This window comes from Pseudomonas sp. PB106 (genome assembly GCF_009764645.1).
Lineage (GTDB): Bacteria > Pseudomonadota > Gammaproteobacteria > Pseudomonadales > Pseudomonadaceae > Aquipseudomonas.
The window spans coordinates 25,396-46,728 of the sequence record NZ_RWIM01000111.1 but is presented as its reverse complement, the minus strand read 5'-3'; the positions used below and the strand labels follow the sequence as shown (position 1 = coordinate 46,728).

At 61.0% G+C, this 21,333-nt stretch carries 19 protein-coding genes and 1 riboswitch; of the genes, 5 read left to right on the top strand and 14 right to left on the bottom strand.

Annotated elements, in window-relative coordinates; all coding sequences use genetic code 11:
- Positions 1–37 precede the first annotated feature (37 nt).
- Positions 38–1,012 carry a TerC family protein gene (locus EJA71_RS14410; RefSeq protein WP_158957873.1) on the bottom strand — a complete coding sequence of 325 codons (975 nt, stop codon included), beginning with the start codon at positions 1,010–1,012 and terminating at the stop codon, positions 38–40.
- A 172-nt stretch (positions 1,013–1,184) separates the two neighbouring features.
- Here EJA71_RS14410 and EJA71_RS14405 point away from each other — a divergent pair, with 172 nt between their 5' ends.
- Positions 1,185–2,129 (top strand): Dyp-type peroxidase, encoded by a 945-nt coding sequence (locus EJA71_RS14405; protein WP_158957871.1) that lies wholly within the window; start codon positions 1,185–1,187, stop codon positions 2,127–2,129.
- Positions 2,130–2,173: 44 nt separating this feature from the next.
- On the opposite strand, the gene EJA71_RS14400 is transcribed toward EJA71_RS14405, so the two are convergent.
- Together EJA71_RS14400 and EJA71_RS14395 are read right to left on the bottom strand one after the other, a co-directional pair.
- The gene (locus EJA71_RS14400) at positions 2,174–3,877 is read right to left on the bottom strand and encodes an amidase (RefSeq protein WP_158957869.1); all 1,704 of its coding nucleotides are present in this window, start codon (positions 3,875–3,877) and stop codon (positions 2,174–2,176) included.
- 126 nt (positions 3,878–4,003) lie between these two features.
- Positions 4,004–4,792 carry a helix-turn-helix domain-containing protein gene (locus EJA71_RS14395; protein ID WP_158957867.1) on the bottom strand — a complete coding sequence of 263 codons (789 nt, stop codon included), beginning with the start codon at positions 4,790–4,792 and terminating at the stop codon, positions 4,004–4,006.
- 84 nt (positions 4,793–4,876) lie between these two features.
- Between EJA71_RS14395 and EJA71_RS14390 the strand changes: the two genes are divergently transcribed.
- Positions 4,877–5,875, top strand: coding sequence for a bile acid:sodium symporter family protein (locus EJA71_RS14390; RefSeq protein ID WP_158957865.1), 999 nt, complete (start codon positions 4,877–4,879; stop codon positions 5,873–5,875).
- Positions 5,876–5,978: 103 nt separating this feature from the next.
- On the opposite strand, the gene EJA71_RS14385 is transcribed toward EJA71_RS14390, so the two are convergent.
- A complete protein-coding gene (locus tag EJA71_RS14385; RefSeq protein WP_158957863.1) occupies positions 5,979–6,581 on the bottom strand; it encodes a response regulator transcription factor in 603 nt (200 codons plus the stop codon).
- Positions 6,582–6,696: 115 nt separating this feature from the next.
- Here EJA71_RS14385 and EJA71_RS14380 point away from each other — a divergent pair, with 115 nt between their 5' ends.
- Positions 6,697–8,319, top strand: coding sequence for a hybrid sensor histidine kinase/response regulator (locus EJA71_RS14380; RefSeq protein WP_158957861.1), 1,623 nt, complete (start codon positions 6,697–6,699; stop codon positions 8,317–8,319).
- A 117-nt stretch (positions 8,320–8,436) separates the two neighbouring features.
- Here EJA71_RS14380 and yecR read toward each other — a convergent pair whose 3' ends face one another.
- Positions 8,437–8,745 (bottom strand): YecR family lipoprotein, encoded by a 309-nt coding sequence (gene yecR, locus EJA71_RS14375; protein WP_158957859.1) that lies wholly within the window; start codon positions 8,743–8,745, stop codon positions 8,437–8,439.
- A 325-nt stretch (positions 8,746–9,070) separates the two neighbouring features.
- On the opposite strand from yecR, the gene EJA71_RS27835 reads away from it, so the two are divergent.
- Positions 9,071–9,787, top strand: a complete 717-nt coding sequence (locus tag EJA71_RS27835; protein ID WP_158957857.1) for a hypothetical protein — start codon at positions 9,071–9,073, stop codon at positions 9,785–9,787.
- Between the two features lie 570 nt (positions 9,788–10,357).
- Here the strand turns inward: EJA71_RS27835 and EJA71_RS14365 are convergent.
- Both EJA71_RS14365 and EJA71_RS14360 read right to left on the bottom strand, forming a co-directional pair.
- Complete coding sequence (locus EJA71_RS14365; RefSeq protein ID WP_158957855.1) at positions 10,358–11,530, bottom strand: cystathionine gamma-synthase; 1,173 nt, start codon at positions 11,528–11,530, stop codon at positions 10,358–10,360.
- The gene (locus EJA71_RS14360) at positions 11,527–12,903 is read right to left on the bottom strand and encodes a pyridoxal-phosphate dependent enzyme (RefSeq protein WP_158957853.1); all 1,377 of its coding nucleotides are present in this window, start codon (positions 12,901–12,903) and stop codon (positions 11,527–11,529) included. The genes EJA71_RS14365 and EJA71_RS14360 overlap by 4 nt, the downstream gene beginning before the upstream one ends.
- 339 nt (positions 12,904–13,242) lie before the next feature.
- On the opposite strand from EJA71_RS14360, the gene EJA71_RS14355 reads away from it, so the two are divergent.
- Positions 13,243–13,794, top strand: a complete 552-nt coding sequence (locus EJA71_RS14355; RefSeq protein ID WP_158957851.1) for a GNAT family N-acetyltransferase — start codon at positions 13,243–13,245, stop codon at positions 13,792–13,794.
- On the opposite strand, the gene EJA71_RS14350 is transcribed toward EJA71_RS14355, so the two are convergent.
- From EJA71_RS14350 to EJA71_RS14320, 7 genes are all read right to left on the bottom strand, one after another.
- Positions 13,733–14,497, bottom strand: coding sequence for an ABC transporter ATP-binding protein (locus EJA71_RS14350; protein ID WP_158957849.1), 765 nt, complete (start codon positions 14,495–14,497; stop codon positions 13,733–13,735). The two genes, EJA71_RS14355 and EJA71_RS14350, sit on opposite strands and share 62 nt — an antisense overlap.
- Positions 14,494–15,498 (bottom strand): iron ABC transporter permease, encoded by a 1,005-nt coding sequence (locus tag EJA71_RS14345; RefSeq protein WP_178113698.1) that lies wholly within the window; start codon positions 15,496–15,498, stop codon positions 14,494–14,496. Before EJA71_RS14345 ends, EJA71_RS14350 begins: the two co-directional genes overlap by 4 nt.
- Before the next feature lie 8 nt (positions 15,499–15,506).
- On the bottom strand, positions 15,507–16,520 hold the full coding sequence (locus tag EJA71_RS14340) for an ABC transporter substrate-binding protein (protein ID WP_158957845.1): 1,014 nt from the start codon (positions 16,518–16,520) through the stop codon (positions 15,507–15,509).
- Between the two features lie 145 nt (positions 16,521–16,665).
- Positions 16,666–16,861, bottom strand: a riboswitch (cobalamin riboswitch).
- 42 nt (positions 16,862–16,903) lie between these two features.
- Positions 16,904–17,839: a Ppx/GppA family phosphatase gene (locus EJA71_RS14335; protein WP_158957843.1), complete on the bottom strand. Its 936-nt coding sequence runs from the start codon at positions 17,837–17,839 to the stop codon at positions 16,904–16,906.
- Positions 17,840–18,183: 344 nt separating this feature from the next.
- Positions 18,184–19,011 (bottom strand): phosphonoacetaldehyde hydrolase, encoded by an 828-nt coding sequence (phnX, locus tag EJA71_RS14330; protein WP_158957841.1) that lies wholly within the window; start codon positions 19,009–19,011, stop codon positions 18,184–18,186.
- A gap of 75 nt (positions 19,012–19,086) precedes the next feature.
- Complete coding sequence (locus EJA71_RS14325) at positions 19,087–19,956, bottom strand: LysR substrate-binding domain-containing protein (protein ID WP_158957839.1); 870 nt, start codon at positions 19,954–19,956, stop codon at positions 19,087–19,089.
- Positions 19,957–19,966: 10 nt separating this feature from the next.
- Entirely contained in the window at positions 19,967–21,262 is a 1,296-nt protein-coding gene (locus EJA71_RS14320; RefSeq protein WP_158957837.1) for an MFS transporter, read from the bottom strand.
- Positions 21,263–21,333 lie beyond the last annotated feature (71 nt).

Here is a 21,333-nt window from a genome sequence, read left to right as displayed (position 1 = left end):
CGCGAGCAGGCTCACTCCTACAGTGTTTTTTGGGGTGTCATTCGGTGCTGCGTTCGGCCCCTCGGGTGATAACCAGGCTCAGCAGCACTGACCCGAAAATCACCGCACCCACCACCGCCAGCGACCACTCCACCGGCATGTGCAGCCACGGCATCAGCACCATTTTGCCGCCGATAAACACCAGCACAATCGCCAACCCATACTTGAGCAAATGAAAGCGGTCGGCCATGTCCGCCAACAGGAAGTACAGCGCGCGTAATCCCAAGATCGCGAAGATGTTCGAGGTGAACACGATGAACGGATCGGTGGTGACGGCGAAGATCGCCGGGATGCTGTCGACTGCGAACATCAAGTCGCTGGCCTCGATCAGCACCAGCACCAGAAACATCGGAGTCGCCCAGCGCACGCCGTTCTGCAGGATGAAAAACCGCTCGCCGTGAAAACCACTGGTGATGCGCATATGCCCACGCACCCAGCGCAGCAAGGGATTGTTGTCGAGATCCGGCTGCTGCTCGGCGAACACCAGCATCTTTATCCCGGTGATGATCAGGAATACGCCGAAGGCGTACAGCAGCCATTCGAACTGCGACACCAGCCAGACACCGGCGAAGATCATCACCGCGCGCATCACGATCGCCCCGAGCACGCCGTACAACAGCACGCGGCGCTGCAACTCAGGCGGCACAGCGAAGTAGCTGAAGATCATCACGAAGACGAACATGTTGTCGATCGACAGCGATTGCTCGATCAAATAGCCGGTGAGGAATTCGAGGGTTTTCTGCCGGGCGATGTCAGCGCCGAACTCACCGTGCAGATACCACCAGAGCAAACCGGCGAAGCTCAGGGCCAGCAGGCACCAGGCAATGACCCACGACAGGGCTTCGCGCACTGACACGCGATGCGCCTTGCGCCCGCCGAAAACAAACAGGTCCAATGCCAGCATGGCAAGAACGAAAACGATGAAGGCGCCCCACATCCAGGGCTCGCCGATATTGATGTTCGTGGCGGGCATGTCACGCTCCCTGTCTTATTGGTTTAGAGTCAGACGAGGTCATGCTAGCGACGACGTTGCGGCAAAGAAAAATCGTTTATTTCTGCGCAACAGTTCGAAAAAAACGAAGTGTCAGGCGGTAATCGCGTCCCGAACCTTCTCATCCATCTCTTGTAGAGCGGCCATTTCAGCGATGAGCAACGACCCTTTGGAACCTCAAGCCGTCGGCAGCCCGATCACCAGCAGCGCGATTTTCATCGTCGCAACGCTTAAACCGGGCGCCGATGCGGCGGAAACAGTGAAGGGCTGGTGCGGTGATGTTGCCGGGCTGGTGCGATCGGTCGGCAAGCGTGTCCCAGCGGGCAACCTGACGTGTATCTGCGGGTTCTCGTCGAATGGCTGGGATCGCTTGTTCGGCAGTCCGCGGCCGGCGTCATTGCACGCTTTTCGTGAGTTCGGCGTTGAAGGGCGTCATGCACCGGCCACGCCGGGTGACCTGTTGCTGCACATCCGCGCCGATCAAATGGACCTGTGTTTTGAACTCGCCACGCAGATCATGGCGGTGCTCGGCGATGCCGTGACGGTGGTCGACGAGGTTCAGGGTTTCCGCTATTTCGACATGCGCAGCATCATCGGTTTTGTCGACGGCACGGAAAATCCGGTCGGTCGCAAAGCGGTGAATTTCACCATCGTCGGTGACGAAGATCGGGACTTCAGCGGCGGCAGTTACGTGTTGGTGCAGAAGTACCTGCACAACATGACGGCGTGGAACGGTTTGAGTGTCGAGGCTCAGGAGCGAGTGATCGGTCGCACAAAACTGTCGGATATCGAATTGGGGGAAGACGTCAAACCGAGCAATTCCCACAGTGCGCTGACCACAATTTCCAATGCGGCGGGCGAGGAAGTGAAGATCCTGCGCGACAACATGCCGTTTGGTCGGCCGGGAGCGGGGGAGTTCGGCACGTTCTTCATCGGCTATCCGCGCTCACCGGAACCGATGGAGCAGATGCTGGAAAACATGTTCGTCGGCAAACCGCTGGGCAATTACGACAAGTTGCTGGATTTCAGCACCGCCGTCACCGGAGGCCTGTATTTCGTGCCGTCAGCCGATCTGCTGGAAGAGTTGGCGGATCGATAACGGCAAGCGGGGTCGGGACTGAACAGTCTCGACCCCGTTTTGTTTCAGGACAGCGGCGGCGTGCGCGGTGGCACCAGACGTTTGGACCCCGTCGATTCAAACGCCGAGGCCAGGCGCAGCAGCGTCGAATCGTCATAGGCGCGACCGGCAAAGGTCAAGCCGGCCGGCATGCCGATGTCAGCCATGACGCCCATCGGCACGGTCACGGTCGGCACGCCGAGGTGACGAATCGCGAGGTTGCCGTTGGCGACCCAGACGCCGTTGCTCCAGGCGATGTCGGCCGATTGCGGATTGACATCGGCATCCGCCGGGCCGACGTCGGCCACGGTCGGGAACAGCACCGCGTCGAGTTTCAGCGCATCCATCCAGTCTTCGAGATCGAGCTTGCGGGTTTTCTCCAGGCCACGCAGACCGTCCGGCAGCGTCGGAATCTGATCCCACGGCGTGATGCCGCGCTCGGCCATGCGCACGTATTCGTCCATGCCGGCGGCCAGATCGCCTTCACGGTTCGGCAGCGTGCCTGGGTCGTGGGGGAAGATTTTCGGCCCATCGACATCGACCAGACGATTGAGCTTTGGGTCGCCGTTGGCGCGCAGGAAGTCGTCAAACGCCCAGGCCGACAGATCCCACAGTTCGTGGTGCAAAAACTCTTTGGAGACGATGCCGCGATTGAACACGGTCGGCGCGCCCGGGCGGTCGCCTTCGCAGTTGGACACCAGCGGAAAATCGACTTCGATGACTTCGGCGCCGGCCGCTTCCAGCGCGGCGCGTGCCTGCTTCCACAGGTCGATCATCGACTCGCGGGTGTTGATGCGTTGCCCGGTCGGGCCGCCGATGCCCGGTTCTGCGCTGGTGCCGGCCTCGGGGTCGGCATTGATGTACATCTTCGGCACGCCTAGACGCTTGCCGGCCAAGGCGTCGGCCTTCACCGCCAGTTCGGCATAGGAAGCAGGGCGCACCGACATGACGCTCGGGATCGGCACCCACGGTTGCAGGCGCCACAGATCGCCACGGCTGTCAGTGTCTTCGGCGACCACGACGTCGAGCACTTCGAGCAAGTCGGCCATGGTGCGCGCGTACGGCACGACGACGTCCATGGTCGGGGTCAGCGGCCAGTTGCCGCGCACCGAAATCACTCCGCGCGACGGCGTGTAGGCGCACAAGCCGTTGTTCGACGCCGGACCGCGTCCGCTCGACCAGGTTTCTTCAGCCAGACCGAACGCGGCGAAACTGGCGGCAGTGGCGGTGCCGGCGCCGTTGGACGAGCCGGAGGCGAATGGCGCCGTCAGGTACTCGGCGTTATACGGACTTTCGGCGCGACCATAGACGCCGCGCTGCATGCCACCATTGGCCATCGGCGGCATATTGGTCTTGCCCAGGCAGATCGCCCCGGCCGCGCGCAGTCGCTCGATGGTGAACGCATCACGGTGGGCGACAAGATCGACAAATGCCGGGCTTCCGGAGGCTGCCGTCAGGCCTTTGACCAGGTAGCTGTCCTTGGCGGTGTAAGGAATGCCATCGAGCGGGCCGAGGGTTTCGCCCTTGGCGCGACGCTCGTCAGCAGCTTGCGCTTCTTTCAGCGCATCAGGGTTGCGCACCACCACGGCGTTGAGCGCGGTGGCGGTGTCAGCACCGTCGTAGGCATCGATTCGCGCCAGATAAGCCTGCACCAGCTCGACCGAAGTGGTCTGGCCGGAGACCAGCGCAGCGCGCAATTGGGCAATGGAAACTTCAGTGACTTCGATCATGTCATTACCGCCGTCAGGTTCTCAAAAAGGTTTTCATTGTGGAACGTGCGAAAGATTTTCAATGGGCGTAACTCTACCCTGAACTTTGAGCAAAGGCATGTGCAAGTTCGATAATTATCGGGTTATTCAGCGGAAAAACTCTCCCGGTGTCTCTCCGAACTGTTGACGGAACGCTGAAATGAACGCCGAAGTCGAGTCATATCCGCATGCCAACGCCACGTCGGTGACGCGTTCACCGCGCTCCAGCGGTGTCAGCGCACCGAGCAGGCGCAAGCGTTGACGCCAGGCGCGAAAGGTCAGCCCGGTGTCACGCAGAAACAGACGGGTCAGGGTTTTCTCGGTGACGCCGAATTTTTCGCTCCAGTGGCTGAGCGTAGTCTGCTGTTCCGGATGGTGCTCCAGACTCTGGTAGATCTGCTTCAGACGCGCGTCTTGCGGCAGCGGCAGCATCAGGTCGATTTGCGGGGCTTCGGCCAACTGGTCGAGGATCACCTGCGCCATCCGCCCGTGTGCACCGCTCTGGTCATATTCCACCGGCACCTGACTGAAGGCGCGGATCAACTCCCGAAGCAAATCGCTGACGCCCAGCACATGGCAACGCTCAATCGCCCAACCGGCGACGTTGCAATCGATGTACAGACTGCGCATCTCGGTGTGCGGCGAGCTGAACACCCGATGCGGCACGCCCGCCGGAATCCACACTGCACGCTCGGGTGGCGCGACGAAGCGCCCGGCGCTGGTCTGCACTTCCAGCACGCCTTGGATCGCGTAGGACAATTGCACCCACGGGTGACTGTGGCGACGGGTCAACGCACGATTAGGCAGCGATTCGGTGCGTCCGTACAGCGGACGCGGTAGGCTGGGCAGCCCGGGAATGCTGCGTCTGACGCTTTTGTCGTGTCCTTTTGGCGGCATCTGGAGGATCTTCGGCGTTAGTCGGTAATTTGCAGTCACGTTAGAGTCGCAATCACGTACTGGCAACCCCCGGATGAGTAAACCATGACGCGCCCAAGATTCCTCCCCGACAACTTCACCCTGACCCTGATCGGCGTCGTGCTGCTCGCCAGTTTCCTGCCGGCCAGCGGTCAGGTCGCCGTCGGCTTCGGCTGGCTGACCAACATTGCCATCGCGCTGCTGTTTTTCCTGCATGGCGCCAAGCTGTCCCGCGAATCGATCATCGCCGGCGCCGGTCACTGGCGTCTGCACTTGCTGGTGTTCGGCCTGACCTTTGTGCTGTTCCCGCTTCTGGGTCTGGCGCTCAAGCCGCTGCTGTCGCCGTTGATCGGCGACAAGCTGTACATGGGCATGCTTTACCTCTGCGCTTTGCCGGCCACGGTGCAATCGGCGATTGCCTTCACTTCGTTGGCGCGAGGCAACATTCCGGCCGCAATTTGCAGCGCAGCGGCCTCGAGCCTGTTCGGGATTTTCCTCACGCCGTTGCTGGTGACGTTGTTGCTCAACGTTCACGGTGACGGCGGCTCGACCCTCGATGCGATCCTGAAGATCAGCGTGCAATTGCTCCTGCCGTTCATTGCCGGGCAGATTGCCCGTCGCTGGATCGGCGCGTGGGTCGGGCGCAACAAGAACTGGCTGAAGTTCGTCGACCAGGGTTCGATTCTGTTGGTGGTCTACGGTGCGTTCAGCGAGGCGGTCAACGAAGGCATCTGGCATCAGATTCCAGTCGTCGATCTGCTCGGTCTGGTGGTGGTGTGCTGCATCCTGCTGGCGCTGGTGCTACTCGCCTCAACCTTGTTGGGCAAGGCCTTCGGGTTCAGTCAGGAAGACCGCATCACCATTCTGTTCTGCGGTTCGAAAAAGAGTCTGGCCACCGGCGTGCCAATGGCGCAGGTGCTATTTGCCGGCAGCACCATCGGCGTGCTGATTCTGCCGCTGATGCTGTTTCACCAGATCCAGTTGATGGTCTGCGCGGTGCTGGCCCAGCGTTATGCGAAACGCCCGGAATCGGTGCCGGATCTGATGGCGCAGGTTGATCCATAACATGATGGTGTTGTAGGAGCTGCCGCAGGCTGCGATCTTTTGACTGTGTTTTAAAGACAAGATCAAAAGATCGTCCGAACGCGGCCCGAGCCTTCGGCAGCTCCTACAACGTACCTGCGTATTTCACCGCTGCCGCCCGCGAGGGCACGTTCAGCGTACGCAACAAAGAAGACACATGAATACGCACCGTGAACGGCGAAATATCCAGTTCGCGGGCGATTTCTTTGTTGGTCTTGCCTTGGGCGATCAGCCGCAGCACCTCTTGCTGGCGCGGGGTGAGGGCGGTTGCGGTTTCCAGCGGCAACAACCCTGACGGCGCGAATTTCACCAGCACCTCGCCTTGGCGAATCGCCAGAATCGCCTGCCCAATTTCATCGGGGGCGATGTTCTTGCCGACGAAACCGTCGATGCCGGCAGCCATCACTTCATTGATCAGCGATTCATCATCAACCATCGATACCGCAATCAGTGTGGTACGCGGCAGGCGCCGGCGCAGTTCGGCGAGCTGGCTGACGCAGGTCAGCCCGGGAAAGCGCAGATCGAGAATCAGCGTATCCGGTTCATCACCCAATGGCAGCAAGGCCAGCACCGCAGCGAGATCGCCGGCTTCTTCGAGCACGGCGTCGGGCAGGAGGCGCTGCACCGTGCGCAACATCGCCTCGCGAAACAGCGGGTGATCGTCGGCTATGATAATTCGGCAGGTCATGGCGTGACCCTCCCTGGGTCAGGCGTTGCTCAGGGGTTGCACATTAGCACCCCAAGCGAACGTTGCCTGCAGGTTGATTCGGAATCTGACGATTGCCGCACAAGGACGTTTTACGATGAAGTTCGAGAAAAATACCGAGCTCGACCAAGCCAATCTGCGCATTATCATCGCCGCGATTGCCGTGGTCTACATGGTCATCATGGGGTTTGTGCCGGGGCAGCGCTTCGATACCTATCTGCCTGTTGTCACCTACATCACCCTGTTTTTATTGGCTTCAATTGTGTTTCGTCAGGCCATTGCGCGCTGGCCCGGGCATTATCCGGCGCGGCGGATTTTCGCGATGGTTCATGATTACACCGGGACCTGTTTCGGGCTGGTGGTCGGCGGCGAGGCGGCATTGCCGCTGTATGCGGTGATCATCTGGGTCAACCTGGGCAACGGCATGCGCTATGGCTCACGATACCTGGCGATTGCCACGGCACTGGCGTTGCTGGCGCTGTTGTGTGTGTATCGCCTGACGCCGGTCTGGCAGGCGCAGCCGTACATGGTGTTGATGCTAATGATCACCAGCACGGTGATCCCGTTTTATGCGCATCTGTTGCTGGAGCGCACGCGCAAGGCGTCGGAAGAGGCTGTGGCGGCGAATCTTGAAAAGTCGCGGTTTCTGGCGCAGGCCAGTCATGATTTGCGTCAGCCGATTCACTCGATTGGTTTATTTACCGCGTGTTTGCGCGAGTCGCGATTGGGCGAGGAAGAACGGCGTCTGGTCGACAGCATCGATCGCTCGCTGCTGAACGTGTCGCAGTTATTTCGTTCGATTCTGGATCTCTACACCCTCGATAACGGGCGGATAGCGCCGAAGCTGCAAGCCGTGAATCTGGGCGAGTGGCTGGTGGATCTGGTGCGCCAGAACACCGAAGCTGCGCGCTGGGCCGGGGTAGAGTTGCGCCTGCGTCCCTGTGAATACTGGGTGCGCACCGATCCAGCGTTGCTGGCGACCATGGTGCAGAACGTGCTTTCCAATTGCTTCAAATACGGTGCGCATCGGCCTGTACTGATCGGCGTGCGGCGGCGCGGGGCGGGGTTGGCGATCACGATTTATGACTGCGGCAACGGTATCGCCGAAGAGCATCTGGCCAAAGTGTTCGAGGAGTTTTATCGGGTGCGGCAAGTGCGCGACAAAGATGTCGAAGGCGTGGGCCTGGGGCTGGCGATCGTCAAGCGTCTGGGCGAGTTGATGGGTGTGGGTGTGACTTTGCGCTCGCGGCTTGGGCGGGGAACGGCGGTGGCCCTGAACGGATTGCCCATCGTTGCGCCACCGGCGTTGGCGGGCACGCGTGACGAGGCCCGGCAGGTCGGTCTGCTGACCGGGTTGAAAGTGTGTCTGGTGGAGGATGATCGCAATGTATTGCTGGCGACTTCAGCGTTGCTCGAGCGCTGGGGTTGCGTGGTGCAGGCCGAGCTGTCGGCGCGGGATTTGCTGACCGACTGCGACATCATCGTCGCCGACTATGATCTCGGCACCCACGCCACCGGCATCGAATGCATTGACGACGTGCGCCGGCAGCGCGGTTGGGCAGTGCCGGCCATGATCATCACCGGCCACGACATCGAAAAGATCCAGGCCGCGCTGCACGATCGCGACATTGCCATTCTGTCCAAACCGGTCCGCCCGGCCGAGCTGCGCGCGACCCTCCGAGCCCTGCGCGACCGGCAAAGCGAATCCTGTGAGAGCTAGCCCTGCTAGCGATTGGCCGGGCACAGCCAACATCTTCATTGGCTGATCCACCGCCATCGCCAGCATGGCGGGCTCCCACAGGTTTTGTGAGGGGCAGTCAAAACCGGGTGTATGCCATCAGCGCTGGCAGAGGTAATCCTGGGTAATGGTGGTTTGCAAGCAGTTGTACTTGCCCATGGTGCGGCAGATGTTTTTCTCCGAGCCGGTGACCTCGGCGTTTTTGTAACCCCAGGTCTTGCAGCGTTGTGCAGCGACGGTCAGACCTTGTTCGGCGTTGGTCTGGCCGCTTTCGAACTGGCCCAGTTCATAAGAGACCTGCACGACGCCATCGTTTTTGCTGCCGCCGGTGGCTTCCCATTGTTTCGGCGTGGCGCAACCGGTGAGGAACAGGGCTGAAAGGGTAAGTGTGGCGATGAGGTATTTCATGGTGTCTCTTCCTTGGTGTTGTTCTGATTTCCAGGCACAACGATCCCGCACGTAGCAAAAGCTCCACGTTGGGGAACATCGGGGTTGCGGGGGAATATAGCGCCGAAGGGCGGGGTGGTCGATTAGCACAAATGTACTAGTGGGCGGCTCGAGCGAGCCGCCCACTAACAGGGAGAAGTTACTGAGGACTGTTGAACTGGTCGGAATAACTGCCGGTCATCAGCGCTGAAGCAACGCGGTCTGATCCCACACCCACTCGGGAATAGGCAACCCGGTTGACGCCGGTACGATCAGCGCCATCTGAAGCCAATGCACCTGCACCAACATGCTCCGAACCATCAGAAGCTACCGCGTTCGCGCCAACGTGATCGGCACCGTCAGAAGCTACCGCATTCGCGCCAACGTGATCGGCACCATCAGAAGCCACCGCATTCGCGCCAACGTGATCGGCACCGTCAGAAGCTACCGCATTCGCGCCAACGTGATCGGCACCATCAGAAGCCACCGCATTCGCGCCAACGTGATCGGCACCATCAGAAGCCACCGCATTCGCGCCAACGTGATCGGCACCGTCAGAAGCTACCGCATTCGCGCCGACATGATCGGCGCCGTCGGAAGCTACCGCATTCGCGCCGACGTGATCGGCCCCATCAGAAGCCACCGCATTCGCGCCAACGTGATCGGCACCATCAGAAGCCACCGCATTCGCGCCAACGTGATCGGCGCCGTCAGAAGCTACCGCATTCGCTCCGACATGATCGGCGCCGTCGGAAGCTACCGCATTCGCGCCGACATGATCGGCGCCGTCAGAAGCTACCGCGTTCGCGCCAACGTGATCGGCACCGTCAGAAGCTACCGCGTTCGCGCCAACGTGATCGGCACCGTCGGAAGCCACCGCACTCGCGCCAACATGGTCAGCGCCGTCAGAGGCCACGGCAGGAGCGCCAACATGATCCGCTCCATCCGCAGCCAATGCCTGCGGCTGTCCCGCCCAGGCCCCTGGCATCGCTACGGCGGCCGCGACCGCCATTACTACGCCTGACAAAAACCTGTATTTCATGATTTTCTCCACGCCCCGGCAGCCGCTCGGCGAAAGCGCTTCGTGCGCCGCATAGTGGCTGGCGCCACGATTCATCGGCTCGGGTCAGTCTGGTTGGCGAAAGGCACGGGCGCACCGTCAGGCGCACGGGTGTCGACGTAATCAGTATCGAACTGATCCAGTATAGATCGCTGTCTGGACGCGGTAGGACGGGGGGATCGACGGGCGTTAGGCGTTTCTTTTCCTTCACCCGGCGGGCAAAGTTGAATTCAGTCTAAAAACAGACGAGCGTGGCGGCGAGCCTTTGCTAGGCTCAAAGATGTAGGCGAAGACGCAGACTGATGCGCAATCGGATAGCAAGGGGGCGTGGGGCGCGCTCCGAAAGGTACACGGTTAGAAAGATCTCCGCGCTGAGATCCAGCCCTTATGCCGTGTGAAGCAGCCGAGGCACTAACTTTCAATTTGACCCGGTACTGTGGGAAGCCCGATAAACCTTGTAAGCCAGAGACCAGCACTGGCCGCCTACTCGAACACCAAAGCCCGCCTCGTGCGGGCTTTGTCGTTCTTGCCAGGTCAGATCGATTGCAGCGCCTGCGCCAGATCGGCGCGCAGGTCTTCGACGTCTTCAACGCCCACCGACAGACGCACCAGTCCATCGCCAATCCCCAGTTTTGCGCGGGTTTCGGCAGGAATGGTCGCATGGGTCATGATCGCCGGATGCTCGATCAGGCTTTCCACGCCGCCCAGACTTTCTGCAAGTGCGAAGATCTTCACGTTCTCGAGAAAACGTCGCGCGCCAGCCAGATCGCTGTTCAGATCCACGGAAATCATCCCGCCGAAACCGCGCATCTGCCGCTTCGCCAGTTCATGCTGCGGGTGCGAGGCCAGCCCCGGGTAATAAACCCGTTTGACCTGCGGTTGTTGCTCCAGCCACTGCGCCAGATCCAGCGCGTTGCTGCAATGACGCTCCATGCGCAACGCCAAGGTTTTTACCCCGCGCAACGTCAGAAACGCATCGAACGGCCCGCTGATCGCGCCCACGGCGTTCTGCAGGAAACCGAGTTTTTCCGCCAGTTCAGCATTCTGCCCAACCACGGCAATACCGCCGATCACATCGGAATGGCCGTTCAGGTATTTGGTGGTCGAGTGCAGGACGATGTCGAAACCCAGCTCCAGCGGACGCTGGATATACGGGCTGGCAAACGTGTTGTCGGCCACGCAGATGATCCCGCGTGCACGGCAGATCCGCGCGATGGCTGCCAGATCCGACAGGCTCAGCAGCGGGTTGGTCGGCGTCTCGACCATGACCATGCGCGTGTCGTCCTGCAATGAAGCCTCGAACGCCGACAGATCGGTCAGGTCGACAAAGCTGAACCGGTGCCCGGCGCTGCGCTGACGCACCTTGTCGAACAGGCGAAAGGTGCCGCCGTACAAGTCGTTGCCAGAGACGATATGCGAGCCGGCATCGAGCAATTCCAGCACCGTCGAAATTGCCGCCAGCCCCGAGGCAAACGCGAACGCGCGGGTGCCGCCTTCAAGGTCCGCCACGCAACGTTCCAGGGCGAAACGCGTCGGGTTGTGCGAGCGCCCGTAATCGAAGCCTTTGTGCACGCCGGGGCTGTCTTGCAAGTACGTGGAGTTGGCGTAGATGGGCGGCATCAGCGCGCCAGTGGTCGGGTCTGGCGTCTGTCCGGCGTGGATCACCCGGGTCGCGAAGCCTTGGGATTTATCGTCGTGCTGACTCATGCGAGGGATCTCCGTAATTGGTTGAGCATGTCGGTGCGGGTGATCAGACCATGGAAGCCTGAAGCGTCGGCGATGATGGCGACGAGGCCACGGCTGAGCACCGATTCCAGCTCGGATAGGCTGGCGCCAGGGGCGAGGGTTTGCAGTTTGTCGGTCATCACACTGGACACCGATTGGCTGAAGCGGGCGGCGTCTTCGTGAACGGCCAGCAGGATGTCCGACTCGTCGATCACGCCGACCAGTTGTTTGCCTTCGACCAGCACCGGCAATTGCGAGACATCCGCCAGGCGCATGCGCTGGAACGCGGTCAGCAGCGTGTCGTCGGGGCCGACGCTGATCACGCGGCCATCCTCGAAGCGGCGAGCGATCAGATCGCGCAGGTCGCCGTAACCCTTGCGTTGCAACAGGCCCTGATCGGTCATCCACTGGTCGTTGTAAACCTTGGACAGATAGCGCGTGCCGGTGTCGCAGACAAAGCTCACTACGCGTTTCGGCTCAGTCTGTTCGCGGCAATAACGCAGCGCAGCGGCGAGCAGGGTGCCGGTCGACGAGCCACCCAGAATGCCTTCGGCCTTGAGTAACTGGCGGGCGTGATCGAAGCTTTCTTCATCGCTGATCGAGTAGGCGTGGCGCACGCTGGAGAGGTCGGTGATCGACGGGATGAAATCTTCGCCGATGCCTTCCACCGCCCATGAACCGGGCGTCGGCATCGTGCCGTCGCGGCTGTATTGCGCCATGACCGAGCCGACCGGATCGGCCAGGACCATTTCCAGATCTGGCTGCACGCGTTTGAAGAAGCGGCTTAAACCGGTCAGCGTACCGGCCGAACCAACACCGACGACGATGGCGTCCAGATCATGCTCGGTCTGCGCCCAGATCTCCGGCGCGGTGCTGCATTCGTGGGCCAGCGGGTTGGCCGGGTTGTTGAACTGGTCGGCGAAAAACGCGCCGGGAATGTCTTTCGCCAAACGGGCGGCGACGTCCTGGTAATACTCGGGATGGCCCTTGCCGACATCGGAGCGGGTGATGTGCACCTCGGCGCCCATGGCCTTCAGGTGCAGGACTTTCTCGGTGGACATTTTGTCCGGCACCACCAGCACCACGCGATAACCCTTGGCGCGGCCAACCAGTGCCAGGCCCAGACCGGTGTTGCCGGCGGTGGCTTCGACAATCGTCCCGCCGGGTTGCAGGCGACCATCACGCTCGGCGGCGTCGATCATCGCCAGACCAATGCGGTCCTTGATCGAACCGCCGGGGTTCTGCGATTCCAGTTTGAGAAACAGCGTGCAGGGCCCGGTATCGAAGCGGGTGACTTGAACAAGCGGAGTGTTGCCTATCAGCCCAAGTACGGCAGGGCGTGATTCCTTTGACATTTCTTCACCTCTTAGTGGTGTTGATCGCGTTCCATTCGCGGGGAAAAGACTCGGGTGCAACATAGGCTCAGACATCTTCTGTCGCAACCATTAGTCCGCCGGAAATACAGCCAATTCGATCTAACGATAGAACGAAATCAAATCGCTGCAGGACGCGTTTGGCGGCGTTTATATCCAGGCGCCATTGGCTATCCAAAGGGCGTCTTCACCCACGGCAATGGCTTGATCTGCGGTTCAATTTCCTGCAGTGAAAACTGCCTGTGGCGGGATGAGATTGCTGGCCTCCCACAGGGGGCGGTTGTTAAGGTGGCCGGCCGAAATTCAGGTGTTCGACCTTTCATGAGCCATCAACCGATCATTCAAGCCGTGTCCAACGCAGACATTCCTGAGGTGCTGGATTTCGTTTTGGCGGCCCGCGCCGAGCTTTTTCCAAAGCTCAACGCGGCGGGCATGCCCGATGACCTGGCGCGTTTCGCCGAGGTGTATCTGCAAGGCAAGGGGCGGTTTCTGATTGTTCGCCATGAAGGGCAAATCGTTGCCTCGATTGGCTATCTGCCCTATGACCGGCGCTTCGCGCACCTTGGCTATCCCGGACGCAAGGTCGTGGAAATCGTGCGTCTGTTCGTCCTGCCATCGCAGCGGCGTTCGGGGTTGGCCGGTGCGCTGTATCGAGCGCTAAAACAACAGGCGCTGACCGACGGAGTCGAGGTGATCTACCTGCACACTCATCCGTTTCTGCCGGGCGCGATAGCGTTCTGGCAACGGCAGGGTTTCGAGATTATCGATGTCGACCCTGACCCGGTGTGGCAGACCACTCACATGCAAAAAATCATCCATGTAAACGCAGGATCTGCGCGCCATCAAACGGGTCCGTCAGGTAATGCGCCGTGACCCCGAACGTTTCCTCCAACCGCTCGGGGGTCAGCACTTCCAGCGGCTTGCCCAACGCGACCAGGCGTCCGCGCTCCAGCACCGCCAGTCGATCGCAGTTGAGCGCCTGATTCAGATCATGCAGCGCGATCAGCGTGGTCACCGGCAGCGCTCGCACCACCTTGAGAATGCTCAGTTGATGCTGGATGTCGAGGTGGTTGGCCGGCTCGTCCAGCAACAGGATCTGCGGTCGCTGAGCCAATGCCCGGGCGATGTGAACTCGCTGGCGTTCACCGCCGGACAAACTGCGCCAGAGACGATTGCGCAGATGCAGGGCGTCAACATCGATCAGCGCCTGCTCGACGATGGCATCGTCCGCCACGGACCACGGTTGCAACGCCGACAGCCAAGGCGTGCGCCCCAGCGCGACGGCGTCGAACACGCGAATGCCATCGTCGGTGTCGGCCTGTTGCTCGACCACCGCCAGTGTCTGCGCAATGCTGCGGCGGGCCATTTTGCTTAGGCGCTGGTCGTCAAGCAGCACTTCGCCAGCGCTCGGTTCGCGCAGCCCGGCGAGCAGTTTCAGCAGCGTCGATTTCCCCGAACCATTCGGCCCGACGATGCCAAGGGTTTCACCGCGTTGCAGCGCAAGGCTGACACCGTTGAGCAGCTCGGCGCCGCGCACTTTGAAGGCCAATCCTGAGCAACTCAAAACACTGCTCATCGCGCGGACCTGCGGCCAACCAGAATCAAGGCAAACACCGGCGCACCGACCAGCGCGGTAATCACTCCAACCGGAATCACTTGCCCCTTGATCAAGGTGCGCGACAACACGTCAGCGGCAATCAGAAACACCGCGCCGCCCAAGGCACTCGCCGGCAACAGACGCGCATGGCCGGTGCCGAGCAGCAGGCGCGCGGCATGCGGAATCACCAGCCCGACAAAACCGATCGAGCCGACAATCGACACCATCACCGCCGTCACCAGCGCTGCGCAACCGATCAGCAGAATCTGCACACGCCGCACTGCAATCCCGAGGGACGCCGCCGAATCCGCGCCAAAGGTAAACGCATCCAGCGCACGCCCATGCCACAGGCACACCGCCAACCCCAGCAATGCCGCCGGCACCGCCAGCCACACCGAAGGCCAACGCACGCCGCCGAGATTGCCGAGCAGCCAGAACATGATCCCGCGCGCCTGTTCGGAGCTGGCCGAGCGGGTAATCAGAAACGCCGTCAGTGCATTGAACAGTTGCGAACCGGCGATGCCCGCAAGAATGATCTGCCCGGTGCCACTGGCCGAGCCACTGACCCGCGCCAGCAGAATCACCAGCACGAACGCCATTACGGCACCGGCGAAAGCACCGACCGACAGCGAGATGACACCGGCACCCACGCCGAGCAACGCGACCATCACCGCACCGGTCGAGGCGCCGGCGGAAATCCCCAGCAGATACGGATCGGCCAACGGATTGCGCAGCAGCGACTGCAAAATCACTCCGCACGTCGCGAGCCCGGCGCCGCAGGCAGCGGCGACCAGCGCGCGGGTCAGGCGATAGTTCCAGACGATGCCTTCGTCGATGGGGTCGAGCACATAACCGGCGCCCCACAGCTTGTTGGCCAGCACTTGCAGGACCACGTCCGGTTTGATCGAGGTTTCACCGATGGCGACGCCGGCGACCACTGCTATCAACAGTGTCGCCAAGGCCAGCAACGTGCGGATCAGGCTAGAACTCATTTCGACAGGTCATAGCCGTTGATGGCCGTGGCCAGTTGTTCCAGACCGTCGAACATGCGCAGGCTGGCCTGCATGGCCATGGCATCCAGAATGATGATGCGGTTGTTTTTCACCGCGTCCATGTTGCGCGTCACCGGGTCGCTGCGCAGGAAGGCGAGTTTCTTTTCATAGTCGTCAGCCGGGAAACGGCGGCGATCCATGCGAGCGATCACCAGGAACGTAGGGTTGGCTTTGGCGATGGTTTCCCAGCCGACGGTCGGCCATTCTTCGTCGGACTGCACGACGTTGCGCACGCCGAGGGTGCTGAGCATGAAATCGGGAATGCCTTTGTGCCCGGCCACGAACGGCTCGATGTCCATTTCGGCGCTGGAGAACCAGACCAGGGCGCTGACGTCCTTAAGCTGTTTGCCTTGGGCGGTGGCGATGGATTTGGCCAGGCTGGCCTTGAGCTGATCATTGAGCTGCTGCCCGCGATCCTGCACATCGAAGATCTGCGCCAGTTGGCTCACGCTTTTGTAAATGCTGTCGATGCTGAAAGGCGCCAGCCGCGTGCCGTCGGCACCGACCAGGTTGTCCTTGGCTTCGCAATCGGAAGGCAGCAGATAGGTGGGAATTTTCAGTTCATGAAACTGCTCACGGGTGCCGACCGCACCTTGTGGGCCGACCATCCATTCCAGCTCCACGGCGACCAGTTCCGGGCGCTTGCCGATGACCGCTTCGAAACTCGGTTCGTTGTCGGCCAGGCGCTCGATCTGGTCGTTCTGCGCTTTGTACTTGTCCAGGACATTGTTGAACCACAGCGAGGTGCCGACGACTTTATCCGACAGACCCATGGCGTAGAGCATTTCCGTGCCGGCCTGGCCGATGGTCACGGTGCGCGCCGGCGCGTGCTGAAAGGTCAGGTGGCTGCCACAGTTCTCGATGGTCAGCGGGTATTGAGTGGGTGCCGCATGGGCCAGCGTGCAAAGACTCAGACCGGTGATGAGGGTGGCAACGCGAGGCAGCAGCATGGGGCAGTCTCCAATGAATCCGTACGAGAAGCGGGGAGGGTACGGATTGGAAACACACCATCGAACGCGGTTGGGGAAAACTGCGCAAGGCCGGCATTTGATCAAGAGACGCGCGGCACGATGTCCTTCCCGGACACCCCGCCGGTTAGTCAGTCACTGTGCCGGCAGGTCTCCTGACTGATGCGTCATCGCCTGGCTCCGGCCTTCCCGGGAGTCATCCCAGTGGCAGTCGTGGAGCAGGCTCAGCACCTACAGTTGCGGGGGCAGTTCCGATTGATGCTGTGCAAGCATTTCGGATTCCCTATTAATCCCGTGTGGAAACCGGCGGCGGCATGGTAGTCGATCAGGCCGCTGAAGGGGAGACGAATCTGCTGGGGCGAGGATTAATGCTGACTCATCAAACCGTGCAATACGCCCAGGCGCAGGCCCGGTTCGGACGGCACCATCTGTGCGATGCCGAACACTTTGAACGCCGCCAGCATCAGTACCAACCCGGCGGGCAAGATGCTTTGGCGGTGGGGTTGCAGGCCAGCGAGCTTGAGTTGCCGGACGTTGTTCACCTTCAGCAGCAGCAGCGACAGGCGCAGCAATCCGCCGTAGGTGATGCCGTCCTGGCCGTAGTCGTTGAGGCGATTGGCCTTGAGCACTTTGGCCAGCATGCGTGCGGTGCCGGAAGAGCCGATGGTCTGCTGCCAGCCTTGAGCGCGATAACGCCGCGCGACGTGTTCGAATTGCAGGATGGCGAAACGTTCGGCGGCTTGCAGCGCGCCAGCGGATACCTCGCCGCCGCGAAAGAAACGCGTACTCAAGGTGCCGCTGCCGATGGCGATGCTTTCGGTGAGCAACGGTTGTGAACCCTGACCGAGGATCAGCTCGGTGGAACCGCCGCCGATATCGACCACCAGGCGCATGTCCGCGTCGCTTGGCAGGGCGTGGGTCACGCCGGCGTAGACCAGCCGCGCCTCTTCATGGCCGCAGATGACGTCAATCGGAAAACCCAGATGCCGCTCGGCGCTGGCGAGAAACAACTGAGCGTTGTCGGCCTCGCGCACCGCGCTGGTCGCCACCGCGCGAACCCGACCCGCCTCGAAGCCGCGCAGCTTCTTGCCGAACCGCGCCAATGCCTGCCAGCCACGATCCAGTGCCAACGCATCCAGCGCGCCACCGTCAAAACCTTCGGCCAGCCGCACCGGCTCTCGCAGGGTTTTCACTTCCTGGATCAGCAGGCCTTTGCGGCTGCGCACCGATTGGCCGATCATCAGCCGGAAGGCATTCGAACCCAGGTCGATGGCGGCAAACAGCGAGGCGTCTTGTTTCATGGGAATCCTTGCACAGCATCCGCCCGAAGGCTCAAGACGGTTTGCGAGGATTCTGCCGTGATCTTGATGACAGCCTGATGACGGGGCAGGGGCGGTTCAATGAATGTGTGACTGTCATGACACTGTCATTATTCGGCGCCTATGCTGAGGCCAATACATCGCGTGTTCTTAAAGTTTTTGCTGCCAGTTTTGGCAGCTTTTTTTTGCCCGCGATTTAGTAGCTGATCGTTCCAACGCTCATGCGTGGGAATGCCTCTTGGGACGCTCCGCGTCCAGTGACGCGGAGCGTCAGGGGCTGCATTCCCACGCGGAGCGTGGGAACGATCATGGGGAGGGGGAATGCGTTAGCAGGCTTGCGGGGTTTCGCCCCGGGCCAGACGCGCATTGATGTCGTCGATCACCTCGGGCAACTCAGCAATGGTGTCGATCAGATAATGCGGGCGCGAAGGGGCGAACATCTTGCCGATCCGCGCACGTTCTTCCGCCAGACGATCCGACGGCAACGCCTTGTATTGCTCATAGGTCAGGCCCATTGCATTGCCGGAACAGGTCAACGCCACCGTCCACATGCCGGCGCTGCGACCTTCGAGAATCCCCGGCCAGGTGTCGTCGACCTTGACGCATGCCGCCACATCATCGATGCCCAAGGCAATCACGTTAGCCAGCGCCTGCGCCGGATGCGGCCGGCCATTGGGCACTTCATCGGTAGCGACGACATGGTCAGCGACGTAACCATTTTCCCGCGCCAGTTCGACGACCTTGGCCATCACCACCGCCGGATAGCCCGAGCACGAACCGATTTTCAAACCCTTGTCGCGCAACGCCACAATCGCTTCCAGCGCGCCCGGTATCAGCGCCGAATGCAGGGCGATCTTCTCGATCTGCAGCGGCATGAAACGCTCATAGATCGCCGTCACATCGTCATCGCTTGGCACGCGGTCGAATGCTGCACGATAACGCTCGGCAATCTGCGGCAGGTTGCACAGCGTGCGGATGTGATCCCACTTGCCCATGCCCATCGGCCCGCGCGCTTCCTCCAGCGACACGGCGACGCCGAACTCGGCAAAGGCTTCGACGAAAATCTGTGTCGGCGCAAACGAGCCGAAATCGACAACGGTGCCGGCCCAGTCGAGGATCGCGGCTTGCAGGTGAGTCGGTTGTTGGTACTGCATGGTCAATCTCCGTTTTCAGGTAAGCGTGGGCCGTCCCTCGGTAATGAGGTAGGCGGTTTCAAGGGGCAGTGCTGATCAGGTCAGCGGTGGATTCGCATCAAACAGTTCGGCAATCACCGGCCGGTTCCTGCGGATGCCGAGGCAGCACAGGTGGTATTCGATAAAGAACGGGTGATCGACAAAAGTGATCGGCGTGGTGCCCGGGGTTTCGGCGTACTCGACCGCCGAGACAAAACCGATGCCGATGCCTTTGACGATCGCGTGGACGATGGCTTCGCGGCTGTTCAGTTGCATGACGCAGTTGAGGTCGATGGCGAGGCGCTTGCAGCTTTCTTCCACCAGTTGCCGGGTGCGCGCACTTTGCTCGCGCATCACCCATTTCTCGCGACTGATTTCGCTGATGTGAACCTGCGACTGGCTGGCCCACGGATGGTCATCGCGCACCACGGCGATGATCGGATAGCGGTGATACAGCCGCGTATGGAAGCGCTCATCGAATTCCGACAGCGCCAGAATCGCCACGTCGATGTCGAAGTTGAACAGCCGCGCGAGCGTTTCCTTTTCCGAAGAAAACGAGGTTTCCAGTTCAATGTCCGGGTGCCGCTGCATCAGCTCGTAGGTCAGGTTCATCGCAATCGGCGGCGACACCGCACCAAGGCGCAGCATGCCGTTTTTGCGTTGCTTGAAACTCTGCAGCAGTTGCACCGCTTCATCTTCCTGGCCGAACAAACCTTGAGTGATTGCGTAGAGCTTGTGCCCGGCGGAACTCATCTCGATGTAGCGCCCGCGCCGATGGAACAGCTCGACCGAGAAGGTTTTCTCCAGCGCGTTGACCTGCTCGCTGACGGTCGGCTGACCGACGCTGAGGTACTCTGCCGCGAGGGTGAAGCTGCCGGTTTTCGCCACCGCATGAAACGAACGCAACCACTTGTGATACTGGTACATGCAAGCCCCATCAGCGTCGAATGAACAATGCCACCGCCGCGCTGCACAGGCAGGCGCTGGTGACCACTATGAAGATGAGAGACGTGTTTGCCGTGGTGTCAAGCAAACGACCAATCAAAGGCTCGGCCAGGCCGGCAAACAGATAGGACGAAAAGTTCATGATCCCGGTCGCGGTACCGGCGCGTTTGGCACCGACCAGATCCGGGCACAGCGCCCAGAAACTCGACGCCGGGCCGTAGACGAAGAAGCCGCAAAGGAACAACGCCACCAGACCGATCACGCTGTGCGGCGGCAGGCTCCACATCCACAAACTCGTCGCGGCGCCAAGGAACATGTAGAGCATGATCGCCAGATAGCGCTTGGAACCGAACAGCTTGTCCGACACCCAGCCATTGCTCAACGCGCCAACCGCCATGCCGACGGGGAGGGCGACGGTGATCCATTTCGGATCGATCATGCCGTCACCGCTTTTCCAGTCGGCGCCGAGAAAGTGCACCGGCACCCAAACGATCAAGCCGTAGCGCGCCGCGTTTTGAAAGCCCAGTGACAGCGCGGCGATCAGCAGGCGCGGATTCTTCAGCACCGCTTTATAGCGTTGTGCCGAGGTCTCGACTTCGCCATGCGCGGCTTCCTGATGTTTGTCGTCAGCGTTGGCCACGCCGGTGTCGCCCACCGGTTCGAAGCCCAGATCCTGCGGGCGTTCACGGGCAACCAGATAGAAAATGATCCCGCCGGCGAGCATCAGCAGCACTGGCAAACGGAAGATCCAGCGCCACTCCAGTTGCAGCACTTCGAGCACGACGATAGAGGTGACGTACGATAGAATCGACGCGCAACCGGCGGCGAAAGTGTAGAAGCCATAAACCTTGCCGCGCTCACCGGCAGCCCACCAATTGGCAATCAGCCGACCGCCCGGTGCCCAGCCCAAGGCCTGAAAGTAGCCGTTGACGCCCCACGGCAGAATCAGACTGGCAAAGCCGCCGGCAAAACTGGTCACCCAGTTGGCGCCGCAGGACAACACCGCGCCGAGAGTCATGATGCGCCGGCCACCGAACTTATCGGCGAGGTTGCCGTTGATCGCCTGACCAATCGCATAAGCCCATAGCATTGCAGCAGACGCCCAGCCGAGGGTTTCCTTGCTCAAGCCGAATTCAGCCTGAATCCCCGGAATGGCGAAACCGAAGGTCTGCCGTCCAGTGTAGAAAAACAGGTAACAAAACATCGCCGCCAGCAGCATGCGCCACTGTGCGACCCGGAACGAGGCAGAACGTACGGCGAGACCAGGCATTGTTTCGGCACGATTCATGATCTTTTCCTTATTGTTGTGGGTTCCCGTCGGTTGTCGTCGGCGGGTGCACTCTTTTTTGGTGCGACAGG

Bases quoted from the DNA above. Each gene is read 5' to 3' on its own strand.
- EJA71_RS14410 (WP_158957873.1), bottom strand. From the start codon at position 1,012: ATGCCCGCCACGAACATCAATATCGGCGAGCCCTGGATGTGGGGCGCC.
- EJA71_RS14405 (WP_158957871.1), top strand. From the start codon at position 1,185: ATGAGCAACGACCCTTTGGAACCTCAAGCCGTCGGCAGCCCGATCACC.
- EJA71_RS14400 (WP_158957869.1), bottom strand. From the start codon at position 3,877: ATGATCGAAGTCACTGAAGTTTCCATTGCCCAATTGCGCGCTGCGCTG.
- EJA71_RS14395 (WP_158957867.1), bottom strand. From the start codon at position 4,792: ATGCCGCCAAAAGGACACGACAAAAGCGTCAGACGCAGCATTCCCGGG.
- EJA71_RS14390 (WP_158957865.1), top strand. From the start codon at position 4,877: ATGACGCGCCCAAGATTCCTCCCCGACAACTTCACCCTGACCCTGATC.
- EJA71_RS14385 (WP_158957863.1), bottom strand. From the start codon at position 6,581: ATGACCTGCCGAATTATCATAGCCGACGATCACCCGCTGTTTCGCGAG.
- EJA71_RS14380 (WP_158957861.1), top strand. From the start codon at position 6,697: ATGAAGTTCGAGAAAAATACCGAGCTCGACCAAGCCAATCTGCGCATT.
- yecR (WP_158957859.1), bottom strand. From the start codon at position 8,745: ATGAAATACCTCATCGCCACACTTACCCTTTCAGCCCTGTTCCTCACC.
- EJA71_RS27835 (WP_158957857.1), top strand. From the start codon at position 9,071: ATGCTCCGAACCATCAGAAGCTACCGCGTTCGCGCCAACGTGATCGGC.
- EJA71_RS14365 (WP_158957855.1), bottom strand. From the start codon at position 11,530: ATGAGTCAGCACGACGATAAATCCCAAGGCTTCGCGACCCGGGTGATC.
- EJA71_RS14360 (WP_158957853.1), bottom strand. From the start codon at position 12,903: ATGTCAAAGGAATCACGCCCTGCCGTACTTGGGCTGATAGGCAACACT.
- EJA71_RS14355 (WP_158957851.1), top strand. From the start codon at position 13,243: ATGAGCCATCAACCGATCATTCAAGCCGTGTCCAACGCAGACATTCCT.
- EJA71_RS14350 (WP_158957849.1), bottom strand. From the start codon at position 14,497: ATGAGCAGTGTTTTGAGTTGCTCAGGATTGGCCTTCAAAGTGCGCGGC.
- EJA71_RS14340 (WP_158957845.1), bottom strand. From the start codon at position 16,520: ATGCTGCTGCCTCGCGTTGCCACCCTCATCACCGGTCTGAGTCTTTGC.
- EJA71_RS14335 (WP_158957843.1), bottom strand. From the start codon at position 17,839: ATGAAACAAGACGCCTCGCTGTTTGCCGCCATCGACCTGGGTTCGAAT.
- phnX (WP_158957841.1), bottom strand. From the start codon at position 19,011: ATGCAGTACCAACAACCGACTCACCTGCAAGCCGCGATCCTCGACTGG.
- EJA71_RS14325 (WP_158957839.1), bottom strand. From the start codon at position 19,956: ATGTACCAGTATCACAAGTGGTTGCGTTCGTTTCATGCGGTGGCGAAA.
- EJA71_RS14320 (WP_158957837.1), bottom strand. From the start codon at position 21,262: ATGAATCGTGCCGAAACAATGCCTGGTCTCGCCGTACGTTCTGCCTCG.